General features: G+C 64.8%; 26 protein-coding genes. 8 read left to right on the top strand and 18 right to left on the bottom strand.

What is annotated here, in order from left to right:
- Position 1 precedes the first annotated feature (1 nt).
- The 11 genes from CXR02_RS04840 to CXR02_RS04790 all read right to left on the bottom strand — a co-directional run bounded on the left by CXR02_RS04840 (position 2) and on the right by CXR02_RS04790 (position 12,208).
- On the bottom strand, positions 2-1,315 hold the full coding sequence (locus CXR02_RS04840; protein ID WP_104060967.1) for a thymidine phosphorylase: 1,314 nt from the start codon (positions 1,313-1,315) through the stop codon (positions 2-4).
- Entirely contained in the window at positions 1,312-1,716 is a 405-nt protein-coding gene (locus CXR02_RS04835) for a cytidine deaminase (protein WP_104061084.1), read from the bottom strand. Before CXR02_RS04835 ends, CXR02_RS04840 begins: the two co-directional genes overlap by 4 nt.
- 5 nt (positions 1,717-1,721) lie before the next feature.
- Complete coding sequence (locus CXR02_RS04830) at positions 1,722-3,047, bottom strand: ABC transporter permease (RefSeq protein WP_104060966.1); 1,326 nt, start codon at positions 3,045-3,047, stop codon at positions 1,722-1,724.
- Entirely contained in the window at positions 3,044-4,411 is a 1,368-nt protein-coding gene (locus CXR02_RS04825; protein WP_104060965.1) for an ABC transporter permease, read from the bottom strand. Before CXR02_RS04825 ends, CXR02_RS04830 begins: the two co-directional genes overlap by 4 nt.
- Entirely contained in the window at positions 4,404-6,062 is a 1,659-nt protein-coding gene (locus CXR02_RS04820) for an ABC transporter ATP-binding protein (RefSeq protein ID WP_258060792.1), read from the bottom strand. The genes CXR02_RS04825 and CXR02_RS04820 overlap by 8 nt, the downstream gene beginning before the upstream one ends.
- A 178-nt stretch (positions 6,063-6,240) precedes the next feature.
- A complete protein-coding gene (locus CXR02_RS04815) occupies positions 6,241-7,347 on the bottom strand; it encodes a BMP family protein (protein ID WP_258060791.1) in 1,107 nt (368 codons plus the stop codon).
- A 297-nt stretch (positions 7,348-7,644) separates the two neighbouring features.
- Positions 7,645-8,667: an NADP-dependent oxidoreductase gene (locus tag CXR02_RS04810; RefSeq protein WP_104060964.1), complete on the bottom strand. Its 1,023-nt coding sequence runs from the start codon at positions 8,665-8,667 to the stop codon at positions 7,645-7,647.
- Positions 8,664-9,095: an organic hydroperoxide resistance protein gene (locus CXR02_RS04805; RefSeq protein WP_104060963.1), complete on the bottom strand. Its 432-nt coding sequence runs from the start codon at positions 9,093-9,095 to the stop codon at positions 8,664-8,666. The genes CXR02_RS04810 and CXR02_RS04805 overlap by 4 nt, the downstream gene beginning before the upstream one ends.
- Before the next feature lie 45 nt (positions 9,096-9,140).
- Positions 9,141-9,575 (bottom strand): MarR family winged helix-turn-helix transcriptional regulator, encoded by a 435-nt coding sequence (locus CXR02_RS04800; protein ID WP_056343580.1) that lies wholly within the window; start codon positions 9,573-9,575, stop codon positions 9,141-9,143.
- A gap of 212 nt (positions 9,576-9,787) precedes the next feature.
- Positions 9,788-10,987, bottom strand: a complete 1,200-nt coding sequence (locus CXR02_RS04795; protein ID WP_104060962.1) for an amidohydrolase — start codon at positions 10,985-10,987, stop codon at positions 9,788-9,790.
- Positions 10,988-11,074: 87 nt separating this feature from the next.
- Positions 11,075-12,208 carry a mannose-1-phosphate guanylyltransferase gene (locus CXR02_RS04790; protein WP_104060961.1) on the bottom strand — a complete coding sequence of 378 codons (1,134 nt, stop codon included), beginning with the start codon at positions 12,206-12,208 and terminating at the stop codon, positions 11,075-11,077.
- A 258-nt stretch (positions 12,209-12,466) separates the two neighbouring features.
- Between CXR02_RS04790 and sdhC the strand changes: the two genes are divergently transcribed.
- From sdhC to CXR02_RS04765, 5 genes are all read left to right on the top strand, one after another.
- The gene (gene sdhC, locus CXR02_RS04785) at positions 12,467-12,847 is read left to right on the top strand and encodes a succinate dehydrogenase, cytochrome b556 subunit (RefSeq protein ID WP_082576094.1); all 381 of its coding nucleotides are present in this window, start codon (positions 12,467-12,469) and stop codon (positions 12,845-12,847) included.
- 3 nt (positions 12,848-12,850) lie between these two features.
- Complete coding sequence (locus CXR02_RS04780) at positions 12,851-13,312, top strand: succinate dehydrogenase hydrophobic membrane anchor subunit (protein ID WP_104060960.1); 462 nt, start codon at positions 12,851-12,853, stop codon at positions 13,310-13,312.
- Positions 13,313-13,416: 104 nt separating this feature from the next.
- Positions 13,417-15,225: a succinate dehydrogenase flavoprotein subunit gene (gene sdhA / locus CXR02_RS04775; RefSeq protein WP_104060959.1), complete on the top strand. Its 1,809-nt coding sequence runs from the start codon at positions 13,417-13,419 to the stop codon at positions 15,223-15,225.
- A gap of 1 nt (position 15,226) precedes the next feature.
- The gene (locus CXR02_RS04770) at positions 15,227-16,009 is read left to right on the top strand and encodes a succinate dehydrogenase iron-sulfur subunit (RefSeq protein WP_056347269.1); all 783 of its coding nucleotides are present in this window, start codon (positions 15,227-15,229) and stop codon (positions 16,007-16,009) included.
- Positions 16,010-16,103: 94 nt separating this feature from the next.
- Positions 16,104-16,874, top strand: coding sequence for a S9 family peptidase (locus CXR02_RS04765; RefSeq protein ID WP_104060958.1), 771 nt, complete (start codon positions 16,104-16,106; stop codon positions 16,872-16,874).
- Here CXR02_RS04765 and CXR02_RS04760 read toward each other — a convergent pair.
- The 7 genes from CXR02_RS04760 to glyA form a co-directional block, all read right to left on the bottom strand.
- On the bottom strand, positions 16,831-17,913 hold the full coding sequence (locus CXR02_RS04760; protein ID WP_104060957.1) for a YihY/virulence factor BrkB family protein: 1,083 nt from the start codon (positions 17,911-17,913) through the stop codon (positions 16,831-16,833). The genes CXR02_RS04765 and CXR02_RS04760 overlap by 44 nt on opposite strands.
- A gap of 37 nt (positions 17,914-17,950) precedes the next feature.
- On the bottom strand, positions 17,951-18,568 hold the full coding sequence (locus tag CXR02_RS04755) for a 2'-5' RNA ligase family protein (RefSeq protein ID WP_258060786.1): 618 nt from the start codon (positions 18,566-18,568) through the stop codon (positions 17,951-17,953).
- 4 nt (positions 18,569-18,572) lie between these two features.
- Entirely contained in the window at positions 18,573-19,616 is a 1,044-nt protein-coding gene (gene trpS, locus CXR02_RS04750; RefSeq protein ID WP_104060955.1) for a tryptophan--tRNA ligase, read from the bottom strand.
- Between the two features lie 19 nt (positions 19,617-19,635).
- A complete protein-coding gene (locus CXR02_RS04745) occupies positions 19,636-20,469 on the bottom strand; it encodes an exodeoxyribonuclease III (protein WP_104061082.1) in 834 nt (277 codons plus the stop codon).
- A 10-nt stretch (positions 20,470-20,479) separates the two neighbouring features.
- Positions 20,480-21,043 carry a hypothetical protein gene (locus CXR02_RS04740; RefSeq protein WP_104060954.1) on the bottom strand — a complete coding sequence of 188 codons (564 nt, stop codon included), beginning with the start codon at positions 21,041-21,043 and terminating at the stop codon, positions 20,480-20,482.
- A gap of 228 nt (positions 21,044-21,271) precedes the next feature.
- Positions 21,272-22,165 (bottom strand): bifunctional methylenetetrahydrofolate dehydrogenase/methenyltetrahydrofolate cyclohydrolase, encoded by an 894-nt coding sequence (locus CXR02_RS04735; RefSeq protein ID WP_104061081.1) that lies wholly within the window; start codon positions 22,163-22,165, stop codon positions 21,272-21,274.
- 9 nt (positions 22,166-22,174) lie between these two features.
- On the bottom strand, positions 22,175-23,473 hold the full coding sequence (gene glyA, locus CXR02_RS04730) for a serine hydroxymethyltransferase (RefSeq protein ID WP_104060953.1): 1,299 nt from the start codon (positions 23,471-23,473) through the stop codon (positions 22,175-22,177).
- A 257-nt stretch (positions 23,474-23,730) separates the two neighbouring features.
- Between glyA and purU the strand changes: the two genes are divergently transcribed.
- The 3 genes from purU to CXR02_RS04715 are packed head-to-tail and all read left to right on the top strand — an operon-like array spanning position 23,731 to position 25,842.
- Positions 23,731-24,591: a formyltetrahydrofolate deformylase gene (purU, locus tag CXR02_RS04725; protein ID WP_056347250.1), complete on the top strand. Its 861-nt coding sequence runs from the start codon at positions 23,731-23,733 to the stop codon at positions 24,589-24,591.
- Between the two features lie 27 nt (positions 24,592-24,618).
- Positions 24,619-25,296 carry a class I SAM-dependent methyltransferase gene (locus tag CXR02_RS04720; protein WP_104060952.1) on the top strand — a complete coding sequence of 226 codons (678 nt, stop codon included), beginning with the start codon at positions 24,619-24,621 and terminating at the stop codon, positions 25,294-25,296.
- A 27-nt stretch (positions 25,297-25,323) separates the two neighbouring features.
- Positions 25,324-25,842: a gamma carbonic anhydrase family protein gene (locus CXR02_RS04715; protein WP_104060951.1), complete on the top strand. Its 519-nt coding sequence runs from the start codon at positions 25,324-25,326 to the stop codon at positions 25,840-25,842.
- The last annotated feature ends 3 nt before the right edge of the window (positions 25,843-25,845 follow it).

Below are 25,845 nucleotides of genomic sequence, written 5' to 3'. Positions count from 1 at the left end.
CCTATGCTATTCGGTCGATGATGAGCTGCTGCGCCGGGCGCGACCCTTCCGGGGCGATCGTGGCGGCGTGTTCAAGGGCTTCCTTGGCGCGCGCGAACTTTTCCGGCGTGTCCGTGAGCAGCGTCATCAGCGGCTCACCCGCACGCACCACGGCACCGGGCTTTGCATGCATGCGGATGCCGGCACCGGCCTGGACGGCGTCTTCCTTGCGGGCACGCCCCGCCCCGAGACGCCACGCCGCAACTCCCACTGCCAAGGCATCGAGCCCCACCAGGACACCGTCGGCCGGGGCGTAGATGACCTCGGATTCCTTGGCGACCGGCAGCTTGGCGCGCGGGTCTCCGCCCTGCGCTTGGATCATCCGGTTCCAGACGTCCATGGCCCGGCCGTCCTTCAACGCGGCGCGCGGATCGGCGTCGTGTACGCCCGCGCAGGCCAGCATCTCTTCGGCCAGCCGGACGGTGAGTTCGACGACGTCTTCCGGCCCGCCGCCCGCCAGGACTTCCACGGATTCCTCCACTTCGATCGCATTGCCTGCCGTGAGGCCGAGCGGGGTGCTCATGTTGGTCAGCAGCGCCACGGTGTTCACTCCCGCGTCCTTGCCGAGGGCCACCATGGTTTCGGCCAGTTCGCGTGCCCGGGCCTCGTCCTTCATAAAGGCTCCGCTGCCCACCTTCACGTCCAGGACCAGGGACCCCGTACCCTCGGCGATCTTCTTGCTCATGATCGAGGAGGCGATCAGCGGGATCGCCTCGACCGTGCCGGTGACGTCCCGCAGTGCGTAGAGCTTCTTGTCCGCGGGCGCCAGCCCCGCCCCTGCAGCGCAGATCACGGCGCCCACGTCCTGAAGCTGCGCCATCATTTCGTCGTTGCTCAAGGCGGCCCGCCAGCCGGGGATCGATTCCAGCTTGTCCAGTGTGCCGCCGGTGTGGCCCAGCCCGCGGCCGGACAGCTGCGGCACGGCCACGCCGAACACTGCCACCAGCGGTGCCAGCGGCAGCGTGATCTTGTCCCCCACTCCCCCGGTGGAATGCTTGTCGCTAGTAGCCTTCACACCGCCGTCGGGCCGCCGGAGGCCGCCGAAGTCCATCCGTTCGCCCGAGGCGATCATCGCCGCCGTCCAGCGCGAAATTTCGGCGCGGTCCATGCCGTTGAGCAGGATGGCCATGTTCAACGCGGCCATCTGTTCGTCGGCGATGACCCCGCGGGTGTACGCGTCAATGGTCCAGTCGATCTGTTCCGGACTCAGGACGCCCCGGTCCCGCTTGGTGCGTATGATGTCGACGGCGTCGAATGCCTCAGTTGCCTGTGTCACCTTGGATCCTCCAGGTTTTGGGGACCAAATGCGTCGGGCAGCACCTGGTCCATGGTTTTGATTCCTTGGGTGGTCATAAGCTCCATGTCAGGCGCGCGGAATTCATAGAGAAGCTGCCGGCAGCGGCCGCACGGCATCAGCACGTTGCCCGCGGCGTCTACGCAGTAGAAGGCGCGCAACAATCCGCCGCCAGTCATGTGCAGGTTTCCCACCAGGGCACATTCAGCACACAGGGAGAGCCCGTAGCTGGCATTCTCCACGTTGCAGCCGCTGACAAGCCGCCCGTCCTCGGTGAAGGCCGCGGCCCCCACCGGGAACTTCGAATACGGGGCGTAGGCGTTTTTCATGGCGTCGACGGCCGCGGCCTCCAGGGCCTGCCAATCGACGGCGTTCTGTTCCACGGCCGTCAACCCTTCACGTACGGGATGCCGCTGGCTGCCGGTGGCCGGGACCTGCCCACCAGCCCGGCCACGGCCAGCACCGTCACCAGGTAGGGCAGCATGGCCATGAACTGGCTCGGCACCGGGGTTCCGATGATGGTCACAATGCTCTGCAGGTTGTCTGCAAAGCCGAAAAGCAGGGCGGCGAAGAACGCGCCGATCGGGTTCCAGCGTCCGAAGATCAGCGCGGCGAGTGCGATGAAGCCTCGTCCGCCGGAGATCTCCTTCGTGAAGCTGTCGATCGCCACGAGCGTGAAGAACGAGCCACCGATTCCTGCAATGGCACCACCCAGGGTCACGTTCCAGAAGCGCGTGGCGTTGACCTTGATGCCCATCGTGTCGGCTGCCTGCGGGTGTTCACCCACAGCGCGGACCCGCAGGCCCCACTTGGTCTTGAACAGCCCAACCCAGACAACGATGACGGCGACGTACATCAGATAGCCAACCAGCGACTGCTTGAACAGGATGGGGCCGAGGATCGGGATTCCGGAGAGGATGGGAATCTGGACGATGTCCAGGCCGGGCGGTGAGTTGAACTTGGCTTTGTCCGCCTGCATAACAGTGCTGAACAGGAAGCCAGTGACGCCGGAAATCAGGACGTTGAGCACCACGCCGACGATGATTTGGTTGACCAGGTACTTGATGCTGAACACCGCAAGCACCATGGACACCCCCGCGCCGGCCACAGCGGCCGCGAGCAGGCCCACGAAGGGGTTCTGCGTAATGCTGGCCACGATTGCCGCGGTGAAGGCGCCGCCCAGGAGTTGGCCTTCGATGGCGATGTTGACTACCCCGACCCGCTCGCACAGCACGCCGGACAAAGAGCCGAACACCAGCGGGACGGCCAGGGTGACCGAACCGGCGATGAGTCCGGCCAGCGAAATGCTGGGCGTCCGGGCGCCGCCCACCACCCAGATGAGGAAGGCTGCCACAAACAGCACCGCAAAAGTGACAGTCAGCCAGGCCGGCGTGGGACGGGCCTTGGTCTTCAGATAGACGGCATAGGCCGCCAGCCCAAGCATCAGGACCGAGAGGACGATGCCGCCCGGCATTGCAGGAATTTCCAGCGTGGGCAGCTGGAAGAAATCCCCGCCGGTGGAAATTCCGAACCTTGCGGTCTGCGCTGATCCCATCAGGCCGAAGAAAACAAAAGCGACGAGTCCCAGCGCCGAGAGCAGGACGGGGGTTTTCCAGAGCACCGGTTTGCCGGATGTTGGCTGGGCCTCGTCGGCCTGGGGCGACGTTCCGGGCGTTCCGCGTCCCGGCAGGGGCGAAGTTGCTGTTGCGCTCATGCTGCGCCTCCGGTGGTTGCTGCCTGCTGGGTTTTGCCGGCCCTGGCCGGCTTCTTGCGGCGGGGGTTCAGCCCGAAGACTGCCCGCACCAGCGGCGGGGCCGCGATAAAGAGGACAATCAGCGACTGGACCACCAGGACGATGTCGATGGGCGTTCCGGTCTGGATCTGCATCTGCACGGCACCTGCGCGGAAGGCGCCGAACAGCAGGCCGGCCGCAAAGGTGCCCCACGGCGTCGAACGTCCCAGCAGCGCCACCGTGATGGCGTCAAACCCGTACGTTGCGGCGACGCCGTCGGTCAGGACCTTTTCCGTGCCTGCCACCTGGGCCACGCCGGACATTCCCGCCAACGCACCGGCGATGGCCATGACCAGGATGGTGGACCGGGAGACGTTGATTCCCGCGGTCAGGGCAGCCTTCGGATTGGCTCCCACGGCCCGGAATTCAAAGCCGACGGTGGAGCGGTTCAGCAGCCACCACACCAGGACGGTGGCCGCGATGGCCAGGACGAAGCCCAGGTGCAGGCGATACTGGGAGCCGAAAATCTGGGGGTACACGGCGGTTGCGTCCAGGATGGGCGAGATCGGGTTGGACTCCCCCGGACGCTGGAACGCCGGAGTGTTCAGCAGGTATCCCAGGAAGTACAGCGCAATGTAGTTGAACATGATGGTCAGGATGACTTCGTGGGCACCTGTCCGGGCCTTCAGGAGACCAACCAGGCCACCCCAGAGGGCGCCTCCCACGATGCCTGCCACAAGGACGAGCAACAGGTGCAGGCCCAACGGAAGGTGCAGGGCGAAACCGACCCAGCCCGCCAGTATGCCGGCCATGATGATCTGGCCCTGGGCGCCAATGTTGAACAGGCCGGCCCGGAACGCGAGCGCGACGCCGAGGCCTGCCGTGATGAGCGGTGTGGCGATGGTGAGGGTTTCCATCAGCGGCGCGAACTGGACCGCGAGGCTGGAACCCCGGGGGTTGAAGACCGAGCCCTGGAACAAGGCAATGTAGGACTGTGTGGCGGCTTGCCAGACTGCGGAGAGGAAGTCTGTGGGCCGGGCGAACAGATAAGCCGAGGTGGTGCTGACGCGCTCGTCCGTGGCGGCGATCAACAGTCCGCCCAACACAAGTGCCAGCAGCACCGCCAGGACTGAGACCATGCCGCTGCCGGTGAAGATCTTCCGGAGCAGCGTGTCCGGCCCGCCGGGCAGCTTTCCGCTTTGGGCACTGGCTGGTACGGCTGAAGGGCTGATGGCGCCGCCGGCCGTGTCCACGGCCACCCCTGCGGCGGTTTCGTCCGGCGCCGGGGTCGGCTGGTGCGGTTTCGGGTGCTGGTCAGCATGCTTAGGGGGATGCTTTTCAGACATGATCGCCTCCTTCGGCGCTGGAGGTTCCGCGGCGTTCTGCGGCGGCGGAGTCAGTCTTGTCAGCGGCTGATGTGTCAGCGCCGGTCTTGCTTACGCTCGTGGTACGTGAGCCGGTCTTGTCAGGGCTCGTCTTATCTGCGCTCGCAGCGTCCTCTGGTGAGATGCCGGCCATCATCAGGCCCAGGACGCCGCGTCCGGTCCCTGCCGGGACGATTCCCACCAGTTTGCCCTTGTAGAGCACGGCGATGCGGTCGGCGAGTTCCATGACTTCGTCCAGTTCGGTGGAGATGATCATGACAGGCGTGCCCTGGTCGCGTTCCGCCACGATCCGCTTGTGCAGGAACTCGATGGACCCGACGTCCACACCCCGGGTGGGCTGCGAGGCAATGAAGAGCCGCAGCGGCCGGGACAGTTCCCGCGCCATGACCACCTTTTGCTGGTTGCCGCCCGAGAGGGTGCCGGCCGCCAGCAGGCCCGAGGGTGTCCGGACATCGAACTCGTCGATCCGTGATTTGGCGTTCTCCAGGACCTTCGCCGGACTCATGCTGATGCCCTTGGCAAACGGCGGCTGATCGTACCGGTCAAGAATCAGGTTTTCGGCGATCGAGAACGTGCCGATGAGGCCGTCAACAGACCGGTCTTCCGGAACGAAGCCGACGCCGGCGTTAAGGACCTCCTTCACACTGCGGCCAACAAGTTCCACATCGTCCAGGAGGATGGAGCCGTGCACGCGGTCCTGGAGTCCGAGGATGGCCTCGGTGAGTTCGGTCTGGCCGTTGCCTTGGACGCCTGCGACGGCCAGGATCTCTCCGCGGGCAATGTCGAAGCTGAGGCCGTCCACGGTGTGCTGCCCGCTCGGGGCGATGACAGTTAGGTCTTTGACCTGGAAAGTCTTCTCTTTGGGACTGGCGGGTGCCTTCTCGAGTGTGAGGCTGACGGCGCGGCCCACCATCATGGAGGCCAGCTCTGCTGTGGAGTCACCGGGACTGGCCGAACCCACAACTTTGCCGCGGCGGATGACGGTGATGGTGTCCGAGACAGCCTTCACCTCGCGCAGCTTGTGCGAGATGAAGACTATCGAGGTTCCGCTGGACTTGAGCTGGCGAATGATGTCCAGCAGTTCGTCGGTTTCCTGGGGCGTCAGCACTGCCGTGGGTTCATCCAGGATGAGGACCTTGGCGTCGCGGACCAGGGCTTTGATGATTTCCACCCGCTGCTGGACGCCCACCGGGAGGTCCTCCACCAGGGCGTCGGGGTCGACGTCGAACCCGTAGCGGTCAGAGATCTCCTTGATCTTGCGCCGGGTGTCGTCCAGGTTGAGGAAACCGCCGGCTTTGGTGGACTCGGCGCCGAGCGCCACATTCTCGGCCACGGTAAACACGGGAACGAGCATAAAGTGCTGGTGCACCATGCCGATGCCGGCGGCCATGGCGTCTCCGGGGCCGCGGAAGTAAACCGGATTGTCGTCGATGAGGATTTCGCCCTCAGAGGGCTCGTAGAGCCCGTACAGCACATTCATCAGGGTGGACTTGCCGGCCCCGTTCTCGCCCAGCAGACAGTGGATCTGTCCGGGTTCAACTACCACGTCGATGTGATCGTTGGCGAGCAGGGAGCCGAAGCGTTTGGTGATCCCTCTGAGTTCAAGTTTCAAAACTCTGACCAATCTCGAAGCGTCCGGTGAATCCCCACCGGACGGGATAAGTGGCTGCAGCACCAGCCTAGTGCCTGCAGCCTCGGGTGGGCGGTAGCGCGGAGGCATGCATTGCAACGCAAAGCGCCACCTCCCGGGCAGTCGATGACCATCCGGGGGCGGCGCTTGGCGAGGATGACTATACCTTGGGGCTTGCCGCAGATACGACCTTCAGCTTGCCGTCGACGATGTCCTTCTTGAGCTGGTCCAGCTCGGACTTCAGGTCGGACGGGACCTGCCCGTCGAAGCTGTGGAAAGGTGCCAGCTGGACGCCGTCGTTCGCCAAGGTGCCGACATATGGCGTGTTGGCGAACTTGCCTTCCTTGTCGTCCTTGACCACGGTTTCAACGGCTTCGCCCATAAGCTTCATGACCGAGGAAAGCATGATGTCCTTGTATTCGGGTGCGGTCAGGAATCCGTCGGAGTCAACCCAGATCATCTTGACGTCCTTGCCGGCCGCTTTCGCCTCCATCAGGGCTGCACCGGCTCCCTTGCCTACCGGACCGGCGACGGGCATCACAATGTCCGCGCCCTGGTCAAGGAAGTTTTGGGTGAGCTGCTTGCCCTTGTCCTGCTTTTCAAAGTCGCCCGTGAAGCTGCCATCCTGGGCCGCCTTGTCCCAGCCAAGGACCTTGACGTCCTTGCCCTTCTGCTCGTTGTAGTACTTGACGCCGTCGGCAAACCCATCCATGAAAATGGTTACGGTGGGAATCTCCCTGCCGCCGAACGTGGCCACACTTCCTGTCTTGGTGGTGCCTGCTGCCAGGTAACCGGCCAGGAACGCTGCCTGGGCGGTGTCGTAGATAATCGGCTTGACGTTGCTGATGGGCGGGTCGTAGCCGAAGTCGATGATGGCAAAGTGGCGGTCTGGGTTGTCCGTAGCCTGCTTCTTGGTGGCATCACCCAGCAAGAAGCCGACGGTCAGGGTGAGATCGCAGTTGGCGGCAACCATGGCGCGGAGGTTTGGCTCGAAGTCGTTGTTGGTCTTGGACTCGGCCTGGTTGACCTTGATGCCCAAGTCAGCCTCGGCCTTCTTCAGGCCATCATAGGAGGACTGGTTGAACGACTGGTCATCGAATCCGCCGGAGTCCGAGACGATGCAGCCTGTGTAGTCAGTGGCCGTCGCGGTGGGGCTGCCGGCTTCGGGCGGCGCACCGCAACTGGTCAGCAGGAGTGCGGCAGCACCCATGGTGGCCACGCTTGCAACTGAACCGCGCTTGAGGTGTGCACGCAGTGATGTCTTCAAGATTCCTCCAGGACGAAGAGAGAGGCGCTACGACGTGAATTCAATGAGTGTCTGTTTCAACCCTGAAATTCTGTTTTCACTGACGGTCCGCAGCACTGCGCCGAAGCGCTCTGATGGAACCAACATTAGTGGCCTGCAGCACATCCGCTACCACATTGGCGCCGGATCCCGAAGATTGTTGAGAATTTGTTACCAACCAGTAGAAGACGGCGGTTCCGCACCCTCCCATTAAGCGCGAACGGACACTTGCGGCCCGCCGGGCGGGGCCCCAAGTGTCCGTTCGCGCTGGTGGGGAGCTTAGAGGCGCACCAGCATCTTGCCGGTGTTCGCGCCGTCGAGCAGATCCATGAAGGCCTGGGGCGCATTCTCCAGTCCGTCCACCACGGTCTCGTCATACCGCACTGTTCCGTCCGCCAACCAGGCTGACATCTTGCCGAAGAACTCAGCGCTGTGCTGGCGCTGTCCGCTGACCAGGAACCCCCGCAGGGTGAGCTGCTTGCCGATGGCAAGGGCGAGGTTCCGCGGCGCCGGCGTGGGTTCGGTGGAGTTGTACTGGGCTATCGCGCCGCACATGGCCACACGGCCGCCCACATTCAGGACCGCCAGGGCAGCCTCCAGATGATCGCCACCCACGTTGTCGAAATACACGTCAATACCTGCGGGTCCAGCGGCCTGGACAAGCTGTTCCCGCACAGGCCCGTCGTTGTAGTTGAACGCGGCGTCGAAGCCTAGTTCCAGCAGCCGGGCCACCTTCTCCGCGGTTCCCGCGCTGCCGATGACCGTGGAAGCGCCCATCGCCTTGGCGATCTGGCCCACAAGAGAGCCCACGGCACCCGCCGCACCTGACACGAACACGGCATCGCCGGGCTTGAACTCCGCCACTTTGAGCAGGCCGGCGTACGCCGTCAGGCCGGTCATGCCCAGCGCACCAAGGAACGCCGACGCCGGCGCAAGGTCCGTGCGGGCAACCGAGGTTGCGTCTGCGTCCAGGACCGCGAATTCCCGCCAGCCCAGTTGATGGACGACGGCGTCCCCCACCTTCCGCCCCTCGGCCCTGGACGCGATGACCTCACCGATGGCGCCGCCGTCGAGCGCTGCATCCAGGGCGAACGGGGCCGAGTACGACTTGACGTCGTTCATGCGGCCGCGCATATAGGGGTCCACGGAAATGTAGCGGTTGCGGACCAGGATCTGGCCGTCCTGAAGCTCCGGCAGTGGTGACTCTGCCAGCCGGAAGTTTTCTGGAACGGGACGCCCTACCGGGCGGGAAGCCAGGCGGATTTCCCGGGTGGATGTTGGAAGTGCCGTTGTCACGCTCATGCTGCGAACTCCAGGATCTTGATGTCCACCGTCATGTTTCCGCGGGTGGCGTTGGAATAGGGGCAGATCTGATGCGCTTTGGCCACCAGGGACTCGGCCGTGGCGAGATCCAGGGCCGGAACCGCGATCTCCAGTTCAGCAGCGAGACCGTAGCCCACCCCGTCGTTCAGTGCGCCAAAGTGGATCTTGGCCGCCACGGCTGAATCGGTCAGGTCTGCGCGCTCCTTGCGCCCCACGAGGCGGAGCGCTGAGTGGAAGCATGCCGCGTAACCGGCGGCAAAAAGCTGCTCCGGATTGGTTCCTTGGCCGTCACCGCCCAGCTCCACGGGGCTGGCAAGACTGACATCCAGCTTGCCGTCATTGGTGCGTGCGTTGCCGTCGCGGCCTTCGCCGGAAGCCAGGGCCTCGGCAGTGTAGAGAGTCTTCATATGTGGTCCGTCCTGTTGGATGTGGATAACGGAAATCTTGGGCGCTCAGTGCGCGCGGTGAAGGGCTTCGGTGAGCCTTTCAAGAGTGGTGCGAAGCTGTTCCAGCTCATCGGCTGACAACCCGGCGGCGTCCGCAAGGTGCCGTGGAATCCCGCTGGCCTTGCTGCTGAGCGAGCGTCCGGCCGGGGTCAGGTGGACTGCAACACGGCGCTCATCTTCCCCGGACCGGCGGCGCTCCACGAGCCCCATAGCCTCAAGCCGCTTGAGCAGCGGCGACAGCGTGCCGGAGTCAAGGCCCAGTTCCTCGCCGAGCTCCTTGACGCCCTTCGGCTCCGATTCCCAGAGGACCAGCATCACCAGATACTGCGGGTACGTCAGGCCGAGGTCTTCCAAGACGGGGCGGTAGACCGCTGTTGCCGCACGGGACGCGGAGTACAGCGCAAAACACACCTGGCGGTCGAGGCGGGGGGCTTCAGTCATACCCAAGACGATAGTCCACAATTCAATTGTGCACAACTTACCTTGCCAAAGGGACGCGCGAACGAGCAGATAACACCCTCAAAACCGGGATTTGAGGGTGTTATCTGCCAGTTCGCGCGGGAGGGCGAGGGCTTGAGTTTTCGTTCGCGCGGGAGGGCGAGGGATTAAGCGTCCGTTCGCGCCAGGCGGTTGGGTAGCTCGGGGAGCGGGGGCTAGAGGTCGCGGATGGTCCGGAGGGCCGCTGCCGTGAGGACCTGGATACCCAGGCCCAGGGCGCGTTCGTCCAGGATGTAGTCACCGCGGTGAAGGTCGTACTCTTCGCCGCCGGGGGTCTTGGTACCCAGGCGCATCATGGCGCCAGGCCGCTCAGCCAGGAACCAGGCGAAGTCTTCGCCGCCCATGGACTGCGGCGTAAGCACAACGGCGCCCTCACCAATTTCGGCGCGGGCTGCGGCCTCGATAAGCGCGGTCTCGTGCTCCGAGTTGACCACCGGCGGCACTCCCCTGGTGTGCTCCAGGCGTACTTCGACACCGTAGGGCGCGGCCACCTGATGTACCACTTCGTCCAGGAGCTCGCCGGCGTCCTTCCAGGCATCGCGGTCCAGGCAGCGCATGGTCCCGGCCATGAAGCCCGTGCCGGGAATGGCGTTCGGCGCCGATCCGGCGGAGATATGGCCCCACACCACAGAGACACCGCTGCGCACGTCAACTCGGCGGGACAGCACAGCCGGAACATTCACGGCGATCTGTGCCAGGGCGAACACGAGGTCCTCCGTCAGGTGCGGACGGGAGGTATGGCCGCCGCGGCCGCTCAGCTCGATCCTGATGGTGTCCGAGGCGGAAGTGATGGCGCCGATGCGCGTACCGATGCGTCCGACGTCGATCCTTGGATCGCAGTGCAGCGCCAGGATGCGGGGCACACCCTCCAGGACACCCTGCTCGATGCAGGACAGCGCACCGCCGGGCATGGTCTCCTCCGCTGGCTGGAAGATGATCCGGACAGTGCCGGCAAGGGGGGCTTCCAGGTGCATGCGCTGGAGGACCAACGCCACGCCCAGCATGGCGGCGGTGTGGACGTCGTGGCCGCAGGCATGCGTGACGCCATGGTTCTTCGAGGCAAACGGCAGCCCCGTTTCCTCGATGATGGGCAGGGCGTCAATGTCGCCCCGGAGCGCTGTGGCGATGGGACCCTCGCCGATGTCGACGGTGAGGCCGGTGCCTTCAAGCCGCCGCGGAGCCAGTCCGGCGGCCTCGAGCCGCTCCACAAGCTTGTCTGTGGTGCGGAATTCCTTGAAGGAAAGCTCGGGGTGCGCGTGCAGATCCCGGCGGAAGTCGATCAGCTCCGGCAGGAGGGGTTCCAACCATGGCCGCACTAATGCGGTGGGCTCGGCTTCAGTAGTGTAATTACGCACTCATTTACTCTAGCGAGCGTCCACGGAATAGCGTCATCAGGGCGGGCGCGTTACAGATTGTGCCGCGCCTGGACACTCCCGACCGGGTTACAGAACGTCGGTGTCGCCACTGGCCTTGAGCGCGTCAACGGCTCCCTTGACCCGCTGCGCGTGCTGCTTGGTGGTCACCAGGAGGGCATCGCCCGTGTCAACGATGACCACATCTTTGATGCCGATCAGGGCGATCACGCGCTTCGTGTCCGAAACCACCACACCGCTGGCGTTTTCAGTGAAAACCCGGGCGCCTTCACCGATAACGGTGACGTCATCGACTTCCCGCGCACTGTTGAGCCGACCCACCGAAGCAAAGTCCCCGACGTCGTCCCATCCGAAGGTGCCCGGCACAACGGCCACATCGCCGGCAGCGGCGGCGGGCTCCGCCACCGCATAGTCAATGGCGATCTTGGGCAATGTGGGCCAGACGCGGGCTGTGACGACATCACGTTCGGGAGTGTCCCAAGCCTGGGCGATCTCCTGCAGGCCCTTGAACAGCTCCGGCTGGTTGGCCTCAAGGTGCCTCAGCATCAGGGCAACGGGAGCCACGAACATTCCTGCGTTCCAGACATACTCACCGCTGTCCACATACTGCTGGGCAACTTCCTCGTCCGGCTTCTCCACGAACTCCACCACGGCCTGGGCGCTGGGGGCACCTTCGATGTTGAGTGCCTCGCCGGCGCGGATGTAACCGAAGCCGGTGGACGGGTGGGTCGGCTTGATGCCGATGGTCACGATCTTGCCGGCGGCGGCCGTGTGGATGGCCTCGCGGACGGCCTGCTGGAACAGGTGGTCAGGACTGATGACCTGGTCAGCGGCGAAGGAACCCATGATGGTGTCCGGGTCACGCTGGTACAGGATGGCGGCAGCCAGGCCGATGGCGGCGCCGGAATCCTTGGGCTCACTCTCCAGGACCAGGTCCGACTCCTGGACCTCGGGCAGCTGGCGGCAGACGGCGGCCCGGTGTGCAGTGCCGGTCACCACGAGGACGCGCCTGCCGGCCAGCGGCTCGAGGCGGTCGTAGGTGGCGCGCAGCAAAGTGCTGCCGGACCCGGTGAGGTCATGGAGGAATTTGGGAGCTGCTGCCCGTGACAGGGGCCAGAGGCGGGTCCCCACTCCGCCTGCCGGAATGACCGCAATAAAGCGGTTCAGGGGTGAATCCGGGCTTGTCACTTTGTCTGTACTCATCACGGCTACTTTAGCTGACGAGCCGTGAACTGCCCTTTCAGAACCCTCCGCCAACTCCCGCAGGCACACGCCATGGTGTGGTGTTCGTCTCATCTGCAGGCAAAACGCAGGCATTGCGGGGTCACCAAGGAGTTCCTAAATTGAATAAGCTGTGAGCGAAGCCTAGATTTAGGCCTGAGCTACGAGTTGCTCTCGCAGCAGGCGTTCCCCCCGCGTGGATCTCATGCCAGCGCCGCTGTGTTGCAGGGAGGTTTATCAGTGCCGACAAAACCAGCTGGCACCTTGTACCGCGGCCGTGAAGGCATGTGGTCCTGGGTAGGACACCGGATTACCGGTGTAGTGATCTTTTTCTTCTTGTTGGTCCATGTGCTGGACACCTCATTGGTGCGTGTGTCCCCGGAGGCCTACACGGCTGTTATCGGTGCCTACAAGAACCCCCTTATGGCCCTGGGTGAAACGGGCCTGGTTGCCGCGATTGTCTTCCACGCCTTTAACGGCCTGCGGATCATCGCAGTCGACTTCTGGAAGAAGGGCGCCAAGTACCAGCGCCAGATGCTGTGGACCGTCCTGGCCCTGTGGGTAGTGGTTATGGTCGGCTTCTCCATCCGCCACCTTTCCCTCGCACTCGGAGGTCACTGAGCCATGACTGCAACGATCGACAGCCCACGCAGTGGGAAAATTTCCCCCCAGTACCGCCGCACCGGCGCAAGCCGGGGCAACTTCGAAATGTTCGCCTGGCTGTTCATGCGCCTTTCCGGCGTGGTGCTGGTGGTGCTCATTTTCGGGCACCTCTTCGTGAACCTCCTGGTGGGCGAAGGCATCCACGCCATCGACTTCGGCTTCGTCGCCGGCAAGTGGGCTGACCCGTTCTGGCAGATCTGGGACCTCGCCATGCTGTGGCTGGCCATGCTGCACGGCACCAACGGCGTACGCACTATCATCAACGACTACGCCGAGAAGGATTCCACCCGACTCTGGCTCAAGATCGTCCTCTACGCGGCCACCACCGTGATCATCGTCCTCGGCACCCTGGTGATCTTCACCTTCAACCCGTGCCCCGTGGTTGACGGCGTTCCGCTGCCCGGCGGCTTCTGCCCCGCGTAGCCAGATCATCCGCTGCCCGCGGTGAGCCGCAGGCTGTATTTTGCGGTGCAGGCAACGCCGGCCCGTTGTTTTATAGCGAATTTTGAGAGAAAGAGCGCCCAAGTATGCAGGTCCATAAGTACGACGTCGTCATCGTCGGTGCCGGTGGCGCTGGCATGCGCGCCGCGATCGAGTCCGGTCAGCGCGCGCGAACAGCAGTACTGACCAAGCTCTACCCCACCCGCTCGCACACCGGTGCGGCGCAGGGTGGTATGTGTGCGGCCCTTGCCAATGTCGAAGAAGACAACTGGGAATGGCACACCTTTGACACCATTAAGGGCGGCGACTACCTGGTTGACCAGGACGCCGCCGAGGTCATGGCGAAGGAAGCCATCGACGCCGTGCTGGACTTGGAAAAGATGGGCCTGCCGTTCAACCGCACGCCCGAAGGCCGGATCGACCAGCGCCGCTTCGGTGGCCACACCCGCGACCACGGCAAGGCACCCGTCCGCCGCGCCTGCTACGCAGCGGACCGCACCGGCCACATGATCCTGCAGACGCTGTACCAAAACTGCGTCAAGCACAACGTGGAGTTCTACAACGAGTACTACGTCCTCGACCTCCTGACGGTCGAGGAAGACGCCGTCCGCGAGGACGGCACGCCGTACAAGCAGAAGCGCGTTGCCGGCGTCGTGTCCTATGACCTCGCCTCCGGTGAGCTCCACGTGTTCCAGGCCAAGTCCGTGATCTTCGCTACCGGCGGCGCCGGCAAGGTCTTCAAGACCACCTCGAACGCCCACACCCTGACCGGCGACGGCATGGGCATCGCGTTCCGGAAGGGCATTCCGCTGGAGGACATGGAGTTCTTCCAGTTCCACCCGACAGGCCTCGCTGGCCTGGGCATCCTGCTTTCCGAAGCCGCACGCGGCGAGGGCGCCATCCTGCGTAACTCCGAGGGTGAGCGATTTATGGAGCGCTACGCCCCCACCATCAAGGACCTGGCACCACGTGACATCGTGGCCCGTTCCATGGCCAACGAGGTCCGTGAAGGCCGCGGCTGCGGCCCGAACAAGGACTACGTCCTCCTTGACCTGACCCACCTGGAGCCGGCACACATCGATGCCAAGCTCCCGGACATCACCGAGTTCGCCCGCACCTACCTGGGTGTGGAACCGTACACGGAGCCGGTTCCGGTGTTCCCCACGGCGCACTACGCCATGGGCGGCATCCCCACCAACATCACCACCGAGGTCCTGCAGGACAACGACACCGTGGTCCCGGGCCTTTACGCCGCCGGTGAGGTTGCCTGCGTTTCGGTCCACGGCTCCAACCGCCTCGGCACCAACTCACTGCTGGACATCAACGTGTTCGGCAAGCGCGCCGGCATCGCCGCCGCGGAGTACGCCAAGACTGCTGACTTCGTGGACCTCCCGGAGGACCCGGAGGCCTACACCATCGAGCTGCTGGATATTGCCCGCAACGGCAACGGCGACGAGAAGGTGGCGGTGATCCGCAAGGAACTCCAGGACACCATGGACGCCAACATGCAGGTGTTCCGTACGGCTGACACCCTGAACCAGGTCCTGAGGGACATTGAGTCCTTCGAGGCGCGGTACAAGAAGATCAGCGTCCAGGACAAGGGCAAGCGCTTCAACCTGGACCTGCTCGAAGCCGTTGAGCTGGGCTTCCTGCTGGAACTGGCCAAGGTCATGACCGTGGCCGCCCTGCACCGGGAGGAATCCCGCGGCGGACACTTCCGCGAGGACTTCCCGGAACGCGACGACGAAAAATTCATGAAGCACTCCATGGCGTACAAGGATGACCACGCCCCGGCCGACGGCACCGCGGGGTCCGCGGAAACAACAGCCGGCATCCGTCTGGGCACCAAACCGGTCGTTTTTACCCGCTACGAGCCGATGGTGAGGAAGTACTAAGATGACCGCTGAACTTGCTGAGCCAGCCTCCAAGATCGAACTGCCCGCACACATCGGAGGCGGCGGAGAGATCCCCACGTTCGACGTCACCCTGCGCGTACGCCGTTACAACCCTGAGGTGTCCGAGGACGCCACGTGGGAAGACTTCAAGGTGACCATGTACGGCACCGACCGCGTGCTGGACGCCCTGCACAAGGTCAAATGGGAAATTGACGGCAGCGTTTCGTTCCGCCGTTCCTGCGCCCACGGTGTCTGCGGTTCCGATGCCATGCGCATCAACGGCCGCAACCGCCTTGCCTGCAAAACGCTCCTGAAGGACTTGGACACCACCAAGCCCATCACCGTTGAGCCCATCAAGGGCCTGCCGGTGGAGAAGGACCTGATTGTGGACATGGAGCCGTTCTTCCAGTCCTTCCGCGAAGTCATGCCGTTCCTGATCAACAAGGGCCACGAGCCCACCAAGGAACGCCTGCAGTCCGCCGAGGACCGTGAGCGCTTCGACGACACCACCAAGTGCATCCTCTGCGCGGCGTGCACGTCCTCCTGCCCGGTGTTCTGGACCGACGGGCAGTACTTCGGCCCGGCCGCGATCGTCAACGCCCACCGCTTCATCTTCGATTCCCGTGATGATGCCGGCGACATGCGCCTGGAAATCCTGAACGACAAGGAAGGCGTGTGGCGTTGCCGCACCACCTTCAACTGCTCCGAAGCATGCCCCCGCGGCATCCAGGTGACCCAGGCGATCGCCGAGGTCAAGCAGGCAATTCTCTCCCGTAAGATCTAATTCAGGTTCTTGCTTACGACGGCGTCACCCACCTTAGGTGGGATGGGCGCCGTCGTTGTTTAACACCTGACGCCACCAACGAAAGCAGTACGCGATGTCCCGCTCCGAAAAGGTCAGCTTCGAAGGATCCACCGGCGAGCTCCTGTCCGGCATCATCGACGTCCCGGAGGGGCCGGTGCGGGGCTGGGGTGTGTTCTCCCACGGCTTCACCCTGGGCAAGGACAGCCCCGCGGCGTCCCGCATGTGCAAGGCCCTGGCTGACACCGGTATCGGGATGCTCCGTTTCGACAACCTGGGCCTGGGCGAGTCCGCCGGATATTGGTCGGAGGGCTCCTTCAGCCACAAGGTGGCGGACACCGTGGTGGCCGCCGAGTTCATGCGCAGCCAGGGGAGGGCTATCTCGCTGTTGGTGGGCCACTCCTTCGGCGGCGCGGCGGTGCTTTCGGCCGCCCGCCAGATCCCGGAGCTCGACGCCGTCGCAACAGTTGCGGCCCCTTTCTCACCCAAGCACGTGGCCCACGTCTTTGACGCGGCACTGGACAAGATCCTCAGCGAGGGCAGCGCGGAAGTGGACCTCGGCGGGAAACGCGTGGAGATCCGGAAGCACTTTGTGGAGGACCTGGAGAAAGCGGACCTCACTGACTGCATCCGGCAGCTGCATAAGCCGCTGATGGTCCTTCACTCCCCCACGGACAACACTGTGGGCATCGAGAACGCCAGCACGATCTTCCAGACGGCGCGCCATCCGCGGAACTTCGTCTCGCTCGAAGGCAGTGACCACCTGCTGACCGGCAAGGGCCAGGCAGCCCGGGCGGCCAGGATTATTTCTGCCTGGGCCGACCAGTACCTCGACGCCGGGAAGTAACTGCCGGGCTGCCCTGGTGCCCGGGGCCGGGGCCCTTTCCGTCGCTGTGGCCCTCCACGGGTACTTTGCCGGGCTGGACCTGCCGGGAGCCCCACAGGGCTTTGTCCTGGCCGGTGGGTGCGCTCCTGAGGTCCTCTTCACGGATGGTGGACCAGCCGGCGGACACGAGGTAGACCTGGCTGACCAGGTTGAACCAGATCAGCAGGCCGATAATGATGGCAAACGGCGCCAGGATGGGGTTCCGTCCCGCACCGGCCAGCAGTTCAGTGCTGAAGACCTGCAGGACGGTGGTGCCCACCGCGGCAAGGATGGTCCCCTCCAGGAGTGCCCGCCGGGAGAGCTTGAGCCCACCGGCCAGCCGGAACATGATGACCGCCGTGACCCAGTTGAGCGTCAGCGGCACACCGATCTTGATCACGGTGGTCAGCGGACCTGCCACCGCCGGATCGAGCTGCAGGAAGTCCGTGGCCCAGCCGGCCGCCGTGCCGAACACCAGGGAGGCTCCGGCGCTGATCACCAGGGCCACTCCCAGGAGCAGGAGGGTGCCGGCGTCGCGCAGTTTGAGGACAATCGGGTTGATTTTCAGGGGCGGCAGCTGCACTACGCCGCGCAGGCCGTCGCGTAGTCCGGCGATCCAGCCCAGGGACGTGATGACCGTAACCACGGCGGCAATCACGGCGGTCCAGCCGAGGCCGTCCGGGTTCAGGAGGTCCTTCGGATCAACCAGCCCTTCTCCCCCGCCCACCTTGAGCAGTCCGGGCGCACTCCTGGCCACGCTGCCGATGATGGTGTCCAGCAGGGCAGGCTGGCCGCGCAGCACCAGGCCGGCAACGGAGAAACCCGTGGCCAGCAGGCCGGTGATGGAGAAGAACATGTTGAAGCCGATGCCGGCGCTCATCAACGGGCCGTGCTGGAGGTTGTAGTGCTGCCACGCGCGCATCGGGCGGAAGGCATTAAGCCTGGCCAGCAGCCACTGGAGCATCGCCAGCGAGCTGGCCACAGGGCCGCCGTCGGACCTTCTGGCTTTGGCCCACTCCATCCGTTTCTGGATGATTTCCAGCTTCAGGCGGGCCTGTTCAGTGGGGAGCGGTGGCTCCGTTTGCGTCGGCGTCCGCGGCTGTGTTGGCGTCCGCGGCGAAGGACCCGCCGGCGTCGTCAGTTTCGGTCCCAAAGTCCAACTCTTCCCGTAGCTGCCAGATGCCGTCGGCATCGTGCTCGTAGAGTCCCATGCTAACCACCGGGAACGTTGCCCGGTAACTTTCAAGCACCGTTTCGGCTTCGTCCAGGCTTTCGGGCGCAACATCGTGGGCGATGGTGACATGCGGGTGGTATGAGAACGGCAGCTCGCGTCGCAGAGGGCCCGTCTGGAGTTTTTCGTGCAGCTCCACGCAGGATTCGAACCCGTCCTCCACGTTGATGTAGACCACCGGGGATACCGGGCGGAACGTTCCGGTCCCGGCAATGGTGACCATAAACGGGACCTGCCGCCGCGCCACCTCGCGGACGTGCGCCTCAGTGGCTGCCCAGTCCTGGGTGGGTGTGGTGGTGACCAGCGTGATGTGCGCGGGCACCACCCCCGCCATGGGGTCCCCGAAGGAGGCGCGCCACCGTTGAAGTTCCTCGGCGATGGCAGGGGGGAATCCCAGAATGACGCCTACGCTCATTCCTTCACTGACATTGCTGGCGGCCGACATCGAGCTAGCGGACGCCTGCGAGGCTGAGGGACGGCAGGAAGCCCATGCGCTCATAGACCTGACCAAGGGTCACTGCGGCGATTTCCCTGGCCCGCTCGGCGCCCTGGGCCAGCAACCGGTCCAGCTCGGCCGGGTCAGCCATCAGTTCGTTCGTGCGGTTCCGCAGCGGCGTGATGAACTCCACCATGACTTCCGCAAGGTCCACTTTCAGGTGGCCGTACATCCTGCCCTCGTACTCGGCCTCCAGCTCAGCGATGGACTTCCCGGTGAGCGTGGAGTAGATGGTGAGGAGGTTGGAGATCCCGGGCTTGGCTTCGGCATCGAACCGGACCTCGGATCCGGTGTCAGTGACCGCGGACTTGATGCGCTTCGCAGCGAGCTTGGGGTCCTCCAGCAGCTGGATGGAACCGTGGGGCGACCCGCCTGTCTTCGACATCTTGGCAGTCGGGCTCTGGAGGTCGTAGATCTTGGCGGTGGCCTTCAGGATGGTAGCCTCCGGCACGGTGAACGTGTGGCCGAAGCGCGTATTGAAGCGCTGGGCCAGGTTCCGGGTGAGCTCCAGGTGCTGCCGCTGGTCCTCGCCCACCGGCACGAGGTCAGTCTGGTACAGCAGGATGTCCGCTGCCATGAGCGTGGGGTACGCAAACAGGCCAAGAGTTGCGGCGTCCGCGCCCGACTTCTGCGTCTTGTCCTTGAACTGCGTCATCCGGGACGCCTCGCCGAAACCGGTGATGCAGTTCAGTGCCCAGGCCAGCTGCGCGTGCTCGGGGACGTGGGACTGCACAAAGAAGATGCTTTTGTCCGGGTCGATGCCGGCGGCAATGTACTGCGCGGCCACCACGCGGGTGCGCTTGGCGAGCTCGGCGGGATCGAAGTCCACGGTGATGGCGTGCAGATCCGGGATGAAGAAGACGGCATCATATTCGGCCTGCATGTCCACCCAGTTGCGGACAGCGCCAATGTAGTTGCCCAGGTGCAGGGAGTCCGCCGTGGGCTTGGCGCCGGAGAGGATGCGTTTCTTAGGCGCCGGGGAAGTCGGGCTAGTCATGGGAAGAAACCTTCGGGGCTTAGAGCCGGTAGTCCACTACCAGCGGGGCATGGTCAGAGAAACGGGTGTCCCACGAGGGTGCCCGGTCCACCACTGCCGAGAACGCGGCGGCGGCGAGGTCCGGGGTGGCCATGTGGTAGTCGATACGCCAGCCGGTGTCGTTGTCGAACGCCTGCCCACGCTGTGACCACCAGGTGTAGGGGCCGTCGACGTCGCCCGCCAGGCCACGGTGGACATCCTTCCAGCCGATGTCCTCGCCGAAGAAGCGGTCAAAATAGGCGCGTTCGTCAGGCAGGAAGCCGGCCTTCTTGACGTTGCCCTTCCAGTTCCTGATGTCCCGTTCGGTGTGGCCCACGTTGAGATCGCCCACGACGAGTGCGTGGTCGCTGTGCTTGGACAGTTCCGGCAGCCTGGTGGTCATGACATCCAAAAAGCGGTACTTGTCCACCTGCTTCGGTGTGCCCACTTCACCGGAGTGCACGTAGGCGCTGGCAACGGTCAGCTGCGCGGGGTTCCCCTCGGCGTCGGTCACCCTGAAATCAGCCTCAACCCAGCGTCCGGCGGTGGCGAAGTAGTCATCGCCGATGCCGATACGGGTTTCCAGCGGCTCTTCACGGGACGCAATGGCGACGCCGGCGCGGCCTTTGGCCTCGGCTTCGGCGTGCAGGATGTGCCAGCCATCACCGAGCAGCTGGCGGACGATCGCGTCAGGGGCCCGGACTTCCTGGAGGCATAGAATGTCCACCTCGCGGGGCTCCAGCCATGCCGCCATACCGTTCTTGTAGGCAGCCCGGAGGCCGTTGACGTTGACTGATGCGATGCGAAGGTGGTCCTTCTTCAATGCCGAGATCACCCGCACTACTCTAGTCGATGATGGTTCCGCTGACCGGGTCCCCGGTGCCACCGGAGGCGCGGATCATGTCGCGGGCATTGGTGGCGGTGATCTCGATGGTCTCCAGCGCGCGGCGGATCGTATCCTGGTCCGCTGCCTCACCCTTGGCGCGTTCCTTCTCCACTACCTGGATCTGGACCTGGACGATCTTGAAGGAGTGGTCCAGCTTGAGGTCGCGGACTTCGTCCGCTTCGTTCCGCTCGTACACCACCCGGGTGCCGCCGTGGTCGGCTGAAGACGACGACGGCGCACGGCCGGCTGCGCTGTTGAATGCGTTCTGGGCTTCCGTCAGCTTCGCGCCGGCTTTTTTGGCGGCCTTCTGGATGCTGAACACCACAAAGGCTGCGAGGGCCAGCCAGAAGGCGGCGATGATGGCGACAACCCAGCCCACGACGTCGTTCTGGTTCGCGGCAAAGATCACGGCAACGATGAACGCGATGACAAAGACCATCATTCCCGGACCGCTTATCCGCAGCATGGAGAAGCCGCCCTTGGACCGGCCGGACGGAGATTGAGTGTTACCCAGAGATCGCATGCGTCCATTGTCTCAAACGCAGCAGAGCCCCAGGGCACCTTCCACCCCCGGCGAACACCACACCCCGCCTCACCCAACTAACTCGCAGTTAACGCTCCCAAAACGCGTTTTCAGTGCGTTAACTGCCAGCCACTTGGGGCGGGAAGTCGTTGAAACGGCCGACGGCGGCCCGCGCCTTGAGTGCCAAGGTGCGGACCGCCGTCGGGCGTTGTTTGTTCTACGCCGGGACTAGGCGACTCCCGCCTGGCGCTCCGCGGTCTCCACCACATTGGCGAGCAGCATGGCGCGGGTCATCGGCCCTACGCCGCCCGGATTCGGGGAGATCCACGAGGCGACGTCGGCAGCAGCGGGGTCCACGTCTCCGGTGACCACTGCCTTACCGTTGCCGTCGTCAACACGGCTCACGCCGACGTCGAGCACTATTGCGCCCGGCTTCAGGTCCGCCGCCTTGATCATGTGCGGGACTCCCGCGGCGGCGATCACGACGTCGGCCTGTCGGAGTTCGGCGGCCAGGTCCACGGTGCCGGTGTGCGCCAGGATGACCGTGGCGTTGACGTCCTTGCGGGTCAGCAGCAGCCCGACGGGACGGCCGATGGTCACGCCGCGGCCCACCACGAGGACGCGCTTGCCCTTGAGGCTGATGCCGTGCCGGGTGAGGAGTTCCACGCAGCCCTTGGGGGTGCACGGCAGCGGCGAGGTCATGGGTCCGCTGACGTTGGCCACCAGGCGGCCCAGGTTCATTGGGTGCAGGCCGTCGGCGTCCTTGTCCGGATCCATGGCCTCCAGGATGACGTCCTGGTTGATGTGCTTGGGCAAGGGAAGCTGCACGATGTAGCCGGTGCATTCCGGGTTGTCGTTCAGCTCGCGGACCACGGCCAGGAGTTCGTCCTGCGTGGTCTCCTCCGGCAGGTCGCGGCGGATGGACGTGATACCCACCTCCGCGCAGTCCTTATGCTTGCCACCCACGTACCAGGTGCTCCCGGGATCGGAGCCCACCAAAATGGTGCCCAGCCCGGGGACGACGCCTTTGGCCTTGAGTGCGGCCACGCGTAAGGTCAGCTCGGCCTTGATGGCAGCGGCGGTAGCCTTGCCGTCAAGAATCTGTGCAGTTCCAGTTTCAATGGTCATGGACTACCACTGCTCGTGCTGCGGGTACAGCGGGAAATCGGCGGCGAGCTTGTCCACGCGGGACTGAAGTGCCTCGACGTCCGTGGCGGTGCCGGCCTTCAGTGCAGTGGCGATGATCTCTGCCACCTCGGTGAACTCGGCAGCACCGAAGCCGCGGGTGGCGAGGGCCGGGGTGCCGATGCGCAGGCCGGAGGTGACCATCGGCGGGCGGGGGTCGAACGGAACCGCATTGCGGTTCACGGTGATGCCCACGGAGTGCAGGAGGTCCTCGGCCTGCTGGCCGTCGAGCTGGGAGTTGCGCAGGTCCACCAGGACCAGGTGCACGTCGGTGCCGCCGGTGAGGACGGAGACGCCAGCGTCGGAGACGTCGGACTCGTTGAGGCGGTCAGCGATGATCTTGGCGCCTTCGAGGACACGCTCCTGGCGCTCCTTGAATTCCTCTGTGCCGGCGATCTTGAAGGCAACGGCCTTGGCTGCAATGACGTGCATGAGCGGCCCGCCCTGCTGGCCCGGGAAGACGTTGGAATTGATCTTCTTGGCCCACTCCTGCTTGGCCAGGATCACACCGGAGCGCGGGCCGGCGAGGGTCTTGTGCACGGTGGAGGTGACGACGTCGGAGTACGGCACCGGGCTCGGGTGCAGCCCCGCAGCCACCAGTCCGGCGAAGTGTGCCATGTCGGTCCAGAGCAGCGCGCCCACTTCATCGGCGATGGCGCGGAAGGCCGCGAAGTCCAGGTGGCGCGGGTAGGCGGACCAGCCGGCGATGATGACCTGGGGCTTCTCGGCGATGGCCTGTTCGCGCAGCTTGTCCATGTCAACGCGGAAGTTGTCCGGCTCCACCTGGTAGGCAGCCACGTTGTAGAGCTTGCCGGAGAAGTTGAGCTTCATGCCGTGGGTCAGGTGGCCGCCGTGGCTCAGGGACAGGCCCAGGATCTTGTCACCGGGGGTGATCATGGCGGACAGTGCTGCGGCGTTGGCCTGGGCACCGGAGTGCGGCTGGACGTTGGCGTACTCGGCACCGAACAGTGCCTTGACGCGGTCGATGGCCAGCTGCTCCGCGATATCCACATATTCGCAGCCGCCGTAGTAACGGCGGCCCGGGTAACCCTCGGCGTACTTGTTGGTCAGGACCGAGCCCTGTGCTTCCATCACAGCGCGCGGGGCAAAGTTTTCGGAGGCGATCATTTCCAGGGTGCCGCGCTGGCGGCCAAGTTCCTGGCTGAGGACTGCTGCGATTTCGGGGTCAAGCTCGGCCAGCGACTGGTTGCTGACGGCGACTGTTGTGGTGGCGGTAGTAGTCACGAAAAACTCCTGGCTAGGGATACGGGCACTGCTAAGGTCAGGCTACCGGCTGGCGCTCATCACCGCCCCTTGATGACAGGGCGTGAAAACGAACCGCACCCTCAGAGGATGCAGTTCCGGTAAGACATGACCCTCGGCCCAGGCGTACGATCCGTGGTCTTCGTGATTGCCACTCCCTGGTGGTTAGCCACCCAACGCCAGTTGCGACCCCACCAGACTACCAAACGCGGGCGGACCGCGCGGGTAGGCTTGTAGTTGTGACTGAAGAGCAGCTGAACCGAGCTTACGTATTGACATTGTCCTGCCCAGACCGCCCCGGAATTGTCCACGCAGTGGCCGGAGCGCTGCTGGTGGCGGGCTGTAATATTTTGGACTCGCAGCAGTATGGCAGCCCCGCAACCGGCAACTTCTTTATGCGGGTGGAAGCGACGACGACGGCCTCCAGGGCCGAGGTCCGGGCCGCCCTTGAGCCGGTGGTCCACTCCTTCGGCATGCAGTGGAGCCTCAACCCCGTGGGCCAGAAGGTGCGCACGCTGCTGATGGCCAGCACGTCCGCACATTGCCTCAACGACATCCTGTTCCAGCAGCGCTCCGGCACCCTGCCCATCGAGATCCCCGCCATTGTCTCCAACCACCGTGACCTGGCCGGGCTGGCCGAGTTCTACGGCATCCCGTTCCACCACATCCCGGTCACCCCGGACACCAAGGCCCAGGCCGAGGACAAGCTGCGGGCCCTCATGGCCGAGCACGACATCGAGCTGACCGTCCTGGCCCGCTACATGCAGATCATTTCGGATGACCTGTGCGCGGAGCTCACCGGCAAGGCCATCAATATCCACCACTCGTTCCTGCCGTCCTTCAAGGGCGCCAAGCCCTACCACCAGGCTCATGCCCGCGGCGTGAAGCTGATCGGCGCCACTGCCCACTACGTCACGGCCGCGCTGGACGAGGGCCCCATCATCGAGCAGGAAGTCATCCGCGTGGACCACGCCCGCACTCCGGAGCAGTTCGTGCAGATGGGCCGGGACGTGGAAGGCCGCACTTTGACGCAGGCCGTCCAATGGCATGCCGAACACCGAGTGCTGCTGGACGGCAACCGGACAGTGGTCTTTAACTAAGCGGTCCCCTATTTAAGGTCGTTGGCCATGGACGCAGTTGAGAATGCACTGGAGGAACCGGGCAACGAGCAGCGCCTCGCCGAGTTCTATAACCGCCGCGCGGCGTCCGGCACGGAACATCCGCTTGCGCCCCAGCGGGTAGAACAGCGTGAACGGTTCATCTCGCTGCTCAAGGCCGAGGGCCGGCACAACGTCCTGGAGATCGGCTCCGGCATGGGGCTCGATGGCCTGGAGTTCGTCCGGGCCGGCATCCATTACACCGGCGTTGACCTCTCCGAGGAGCACGTCCGCAGGTCCCGGGCGAAGGGCCTGGACGTCTCCGTGGCCAGCGCCCGGCAGCTGCCCTTCCCGGACGGAACCTTCCCGGCCCTCTGGACCATGAGCACGCTGCTGCACGTCCCCGCCACTGATATCGACGGCGTCCTGCGCGAACTGGTGCGCGTCACGGCACCCAGCGCGCCCATCGCCGTCGGCCTCTGGTCCGGTGAGGATGAAGAGGTCCTGAACCCCGAGGACGACGTCGAACCCCGGTTCTTCAGCCGGCGCAGCGACGCGACGGTGCGGCGGGTCTTTGGCCGGCACGGTGCCATCGAGGACTTTGTCACCTGGCCGGAGGGGAACGGCGAGGAATCCGGACCGGGCGCGGGGACCTGGACGCAGCACTACCAGTTCCTGATCCTCCGCACCCCTGCCTCTCCCACGTGAGGGGCACGGATGTCCTAGGCTTGGCCCATGGCTCCTCTTTACGATTTCGCCGGCGCATCACCGGCCGTCCATGCATCCGCCTTCATCGCCCCGACGGCGTCGATCATCGGCAGGGCCACGCTCGCTGAGGATTCGAGCGCCTTCTACGGTGTGTCGGTCCGTGCGGACACAGCGGCCATCAGCGTCGGCGCCGGCAGCAACCTGCAGGACAACGTGGTGCTGCACGCCGATCCGGGCTTCCCCTGCAGCGTCGGGGCCGGGGTCAGTGTGGGGCACGCCGCCGTCGTCCATGGCTGCACCGTGGAGGACGACTGCCTGATCGGTATGGGCGCCACTGTGCTCAACGGCGCCGTGATCGGCACCGGCTCGCTCGTGGCGGCAGGTGCCGTGGTCCTGGAAGGCACGGTAGTGCCGCCCCGGTCACTCGTGGCCGGCGTCCCCGCCAAGGTACGGCGGGAACTCACCGACGAGGAGTTCGACGGCGTGAAGCAGAATGCCGCCCGCTACGTGGAACTGGCCCGCGCGCACCGGGAGCTGCACGGCTAGTCC

This window comes from Arthrobacter sp. 4R501 (assembly GCF_002929755.1).
Taxonomy (GTDB): domain Bacteria; phylum Actinomycetota; class Actinomycetes; order Actinomycetales; family Micrococcaceae; genus Arthrobacter.
This window is presented reverse-complemented; position numbering and strand designations above follow the sequence as displayed.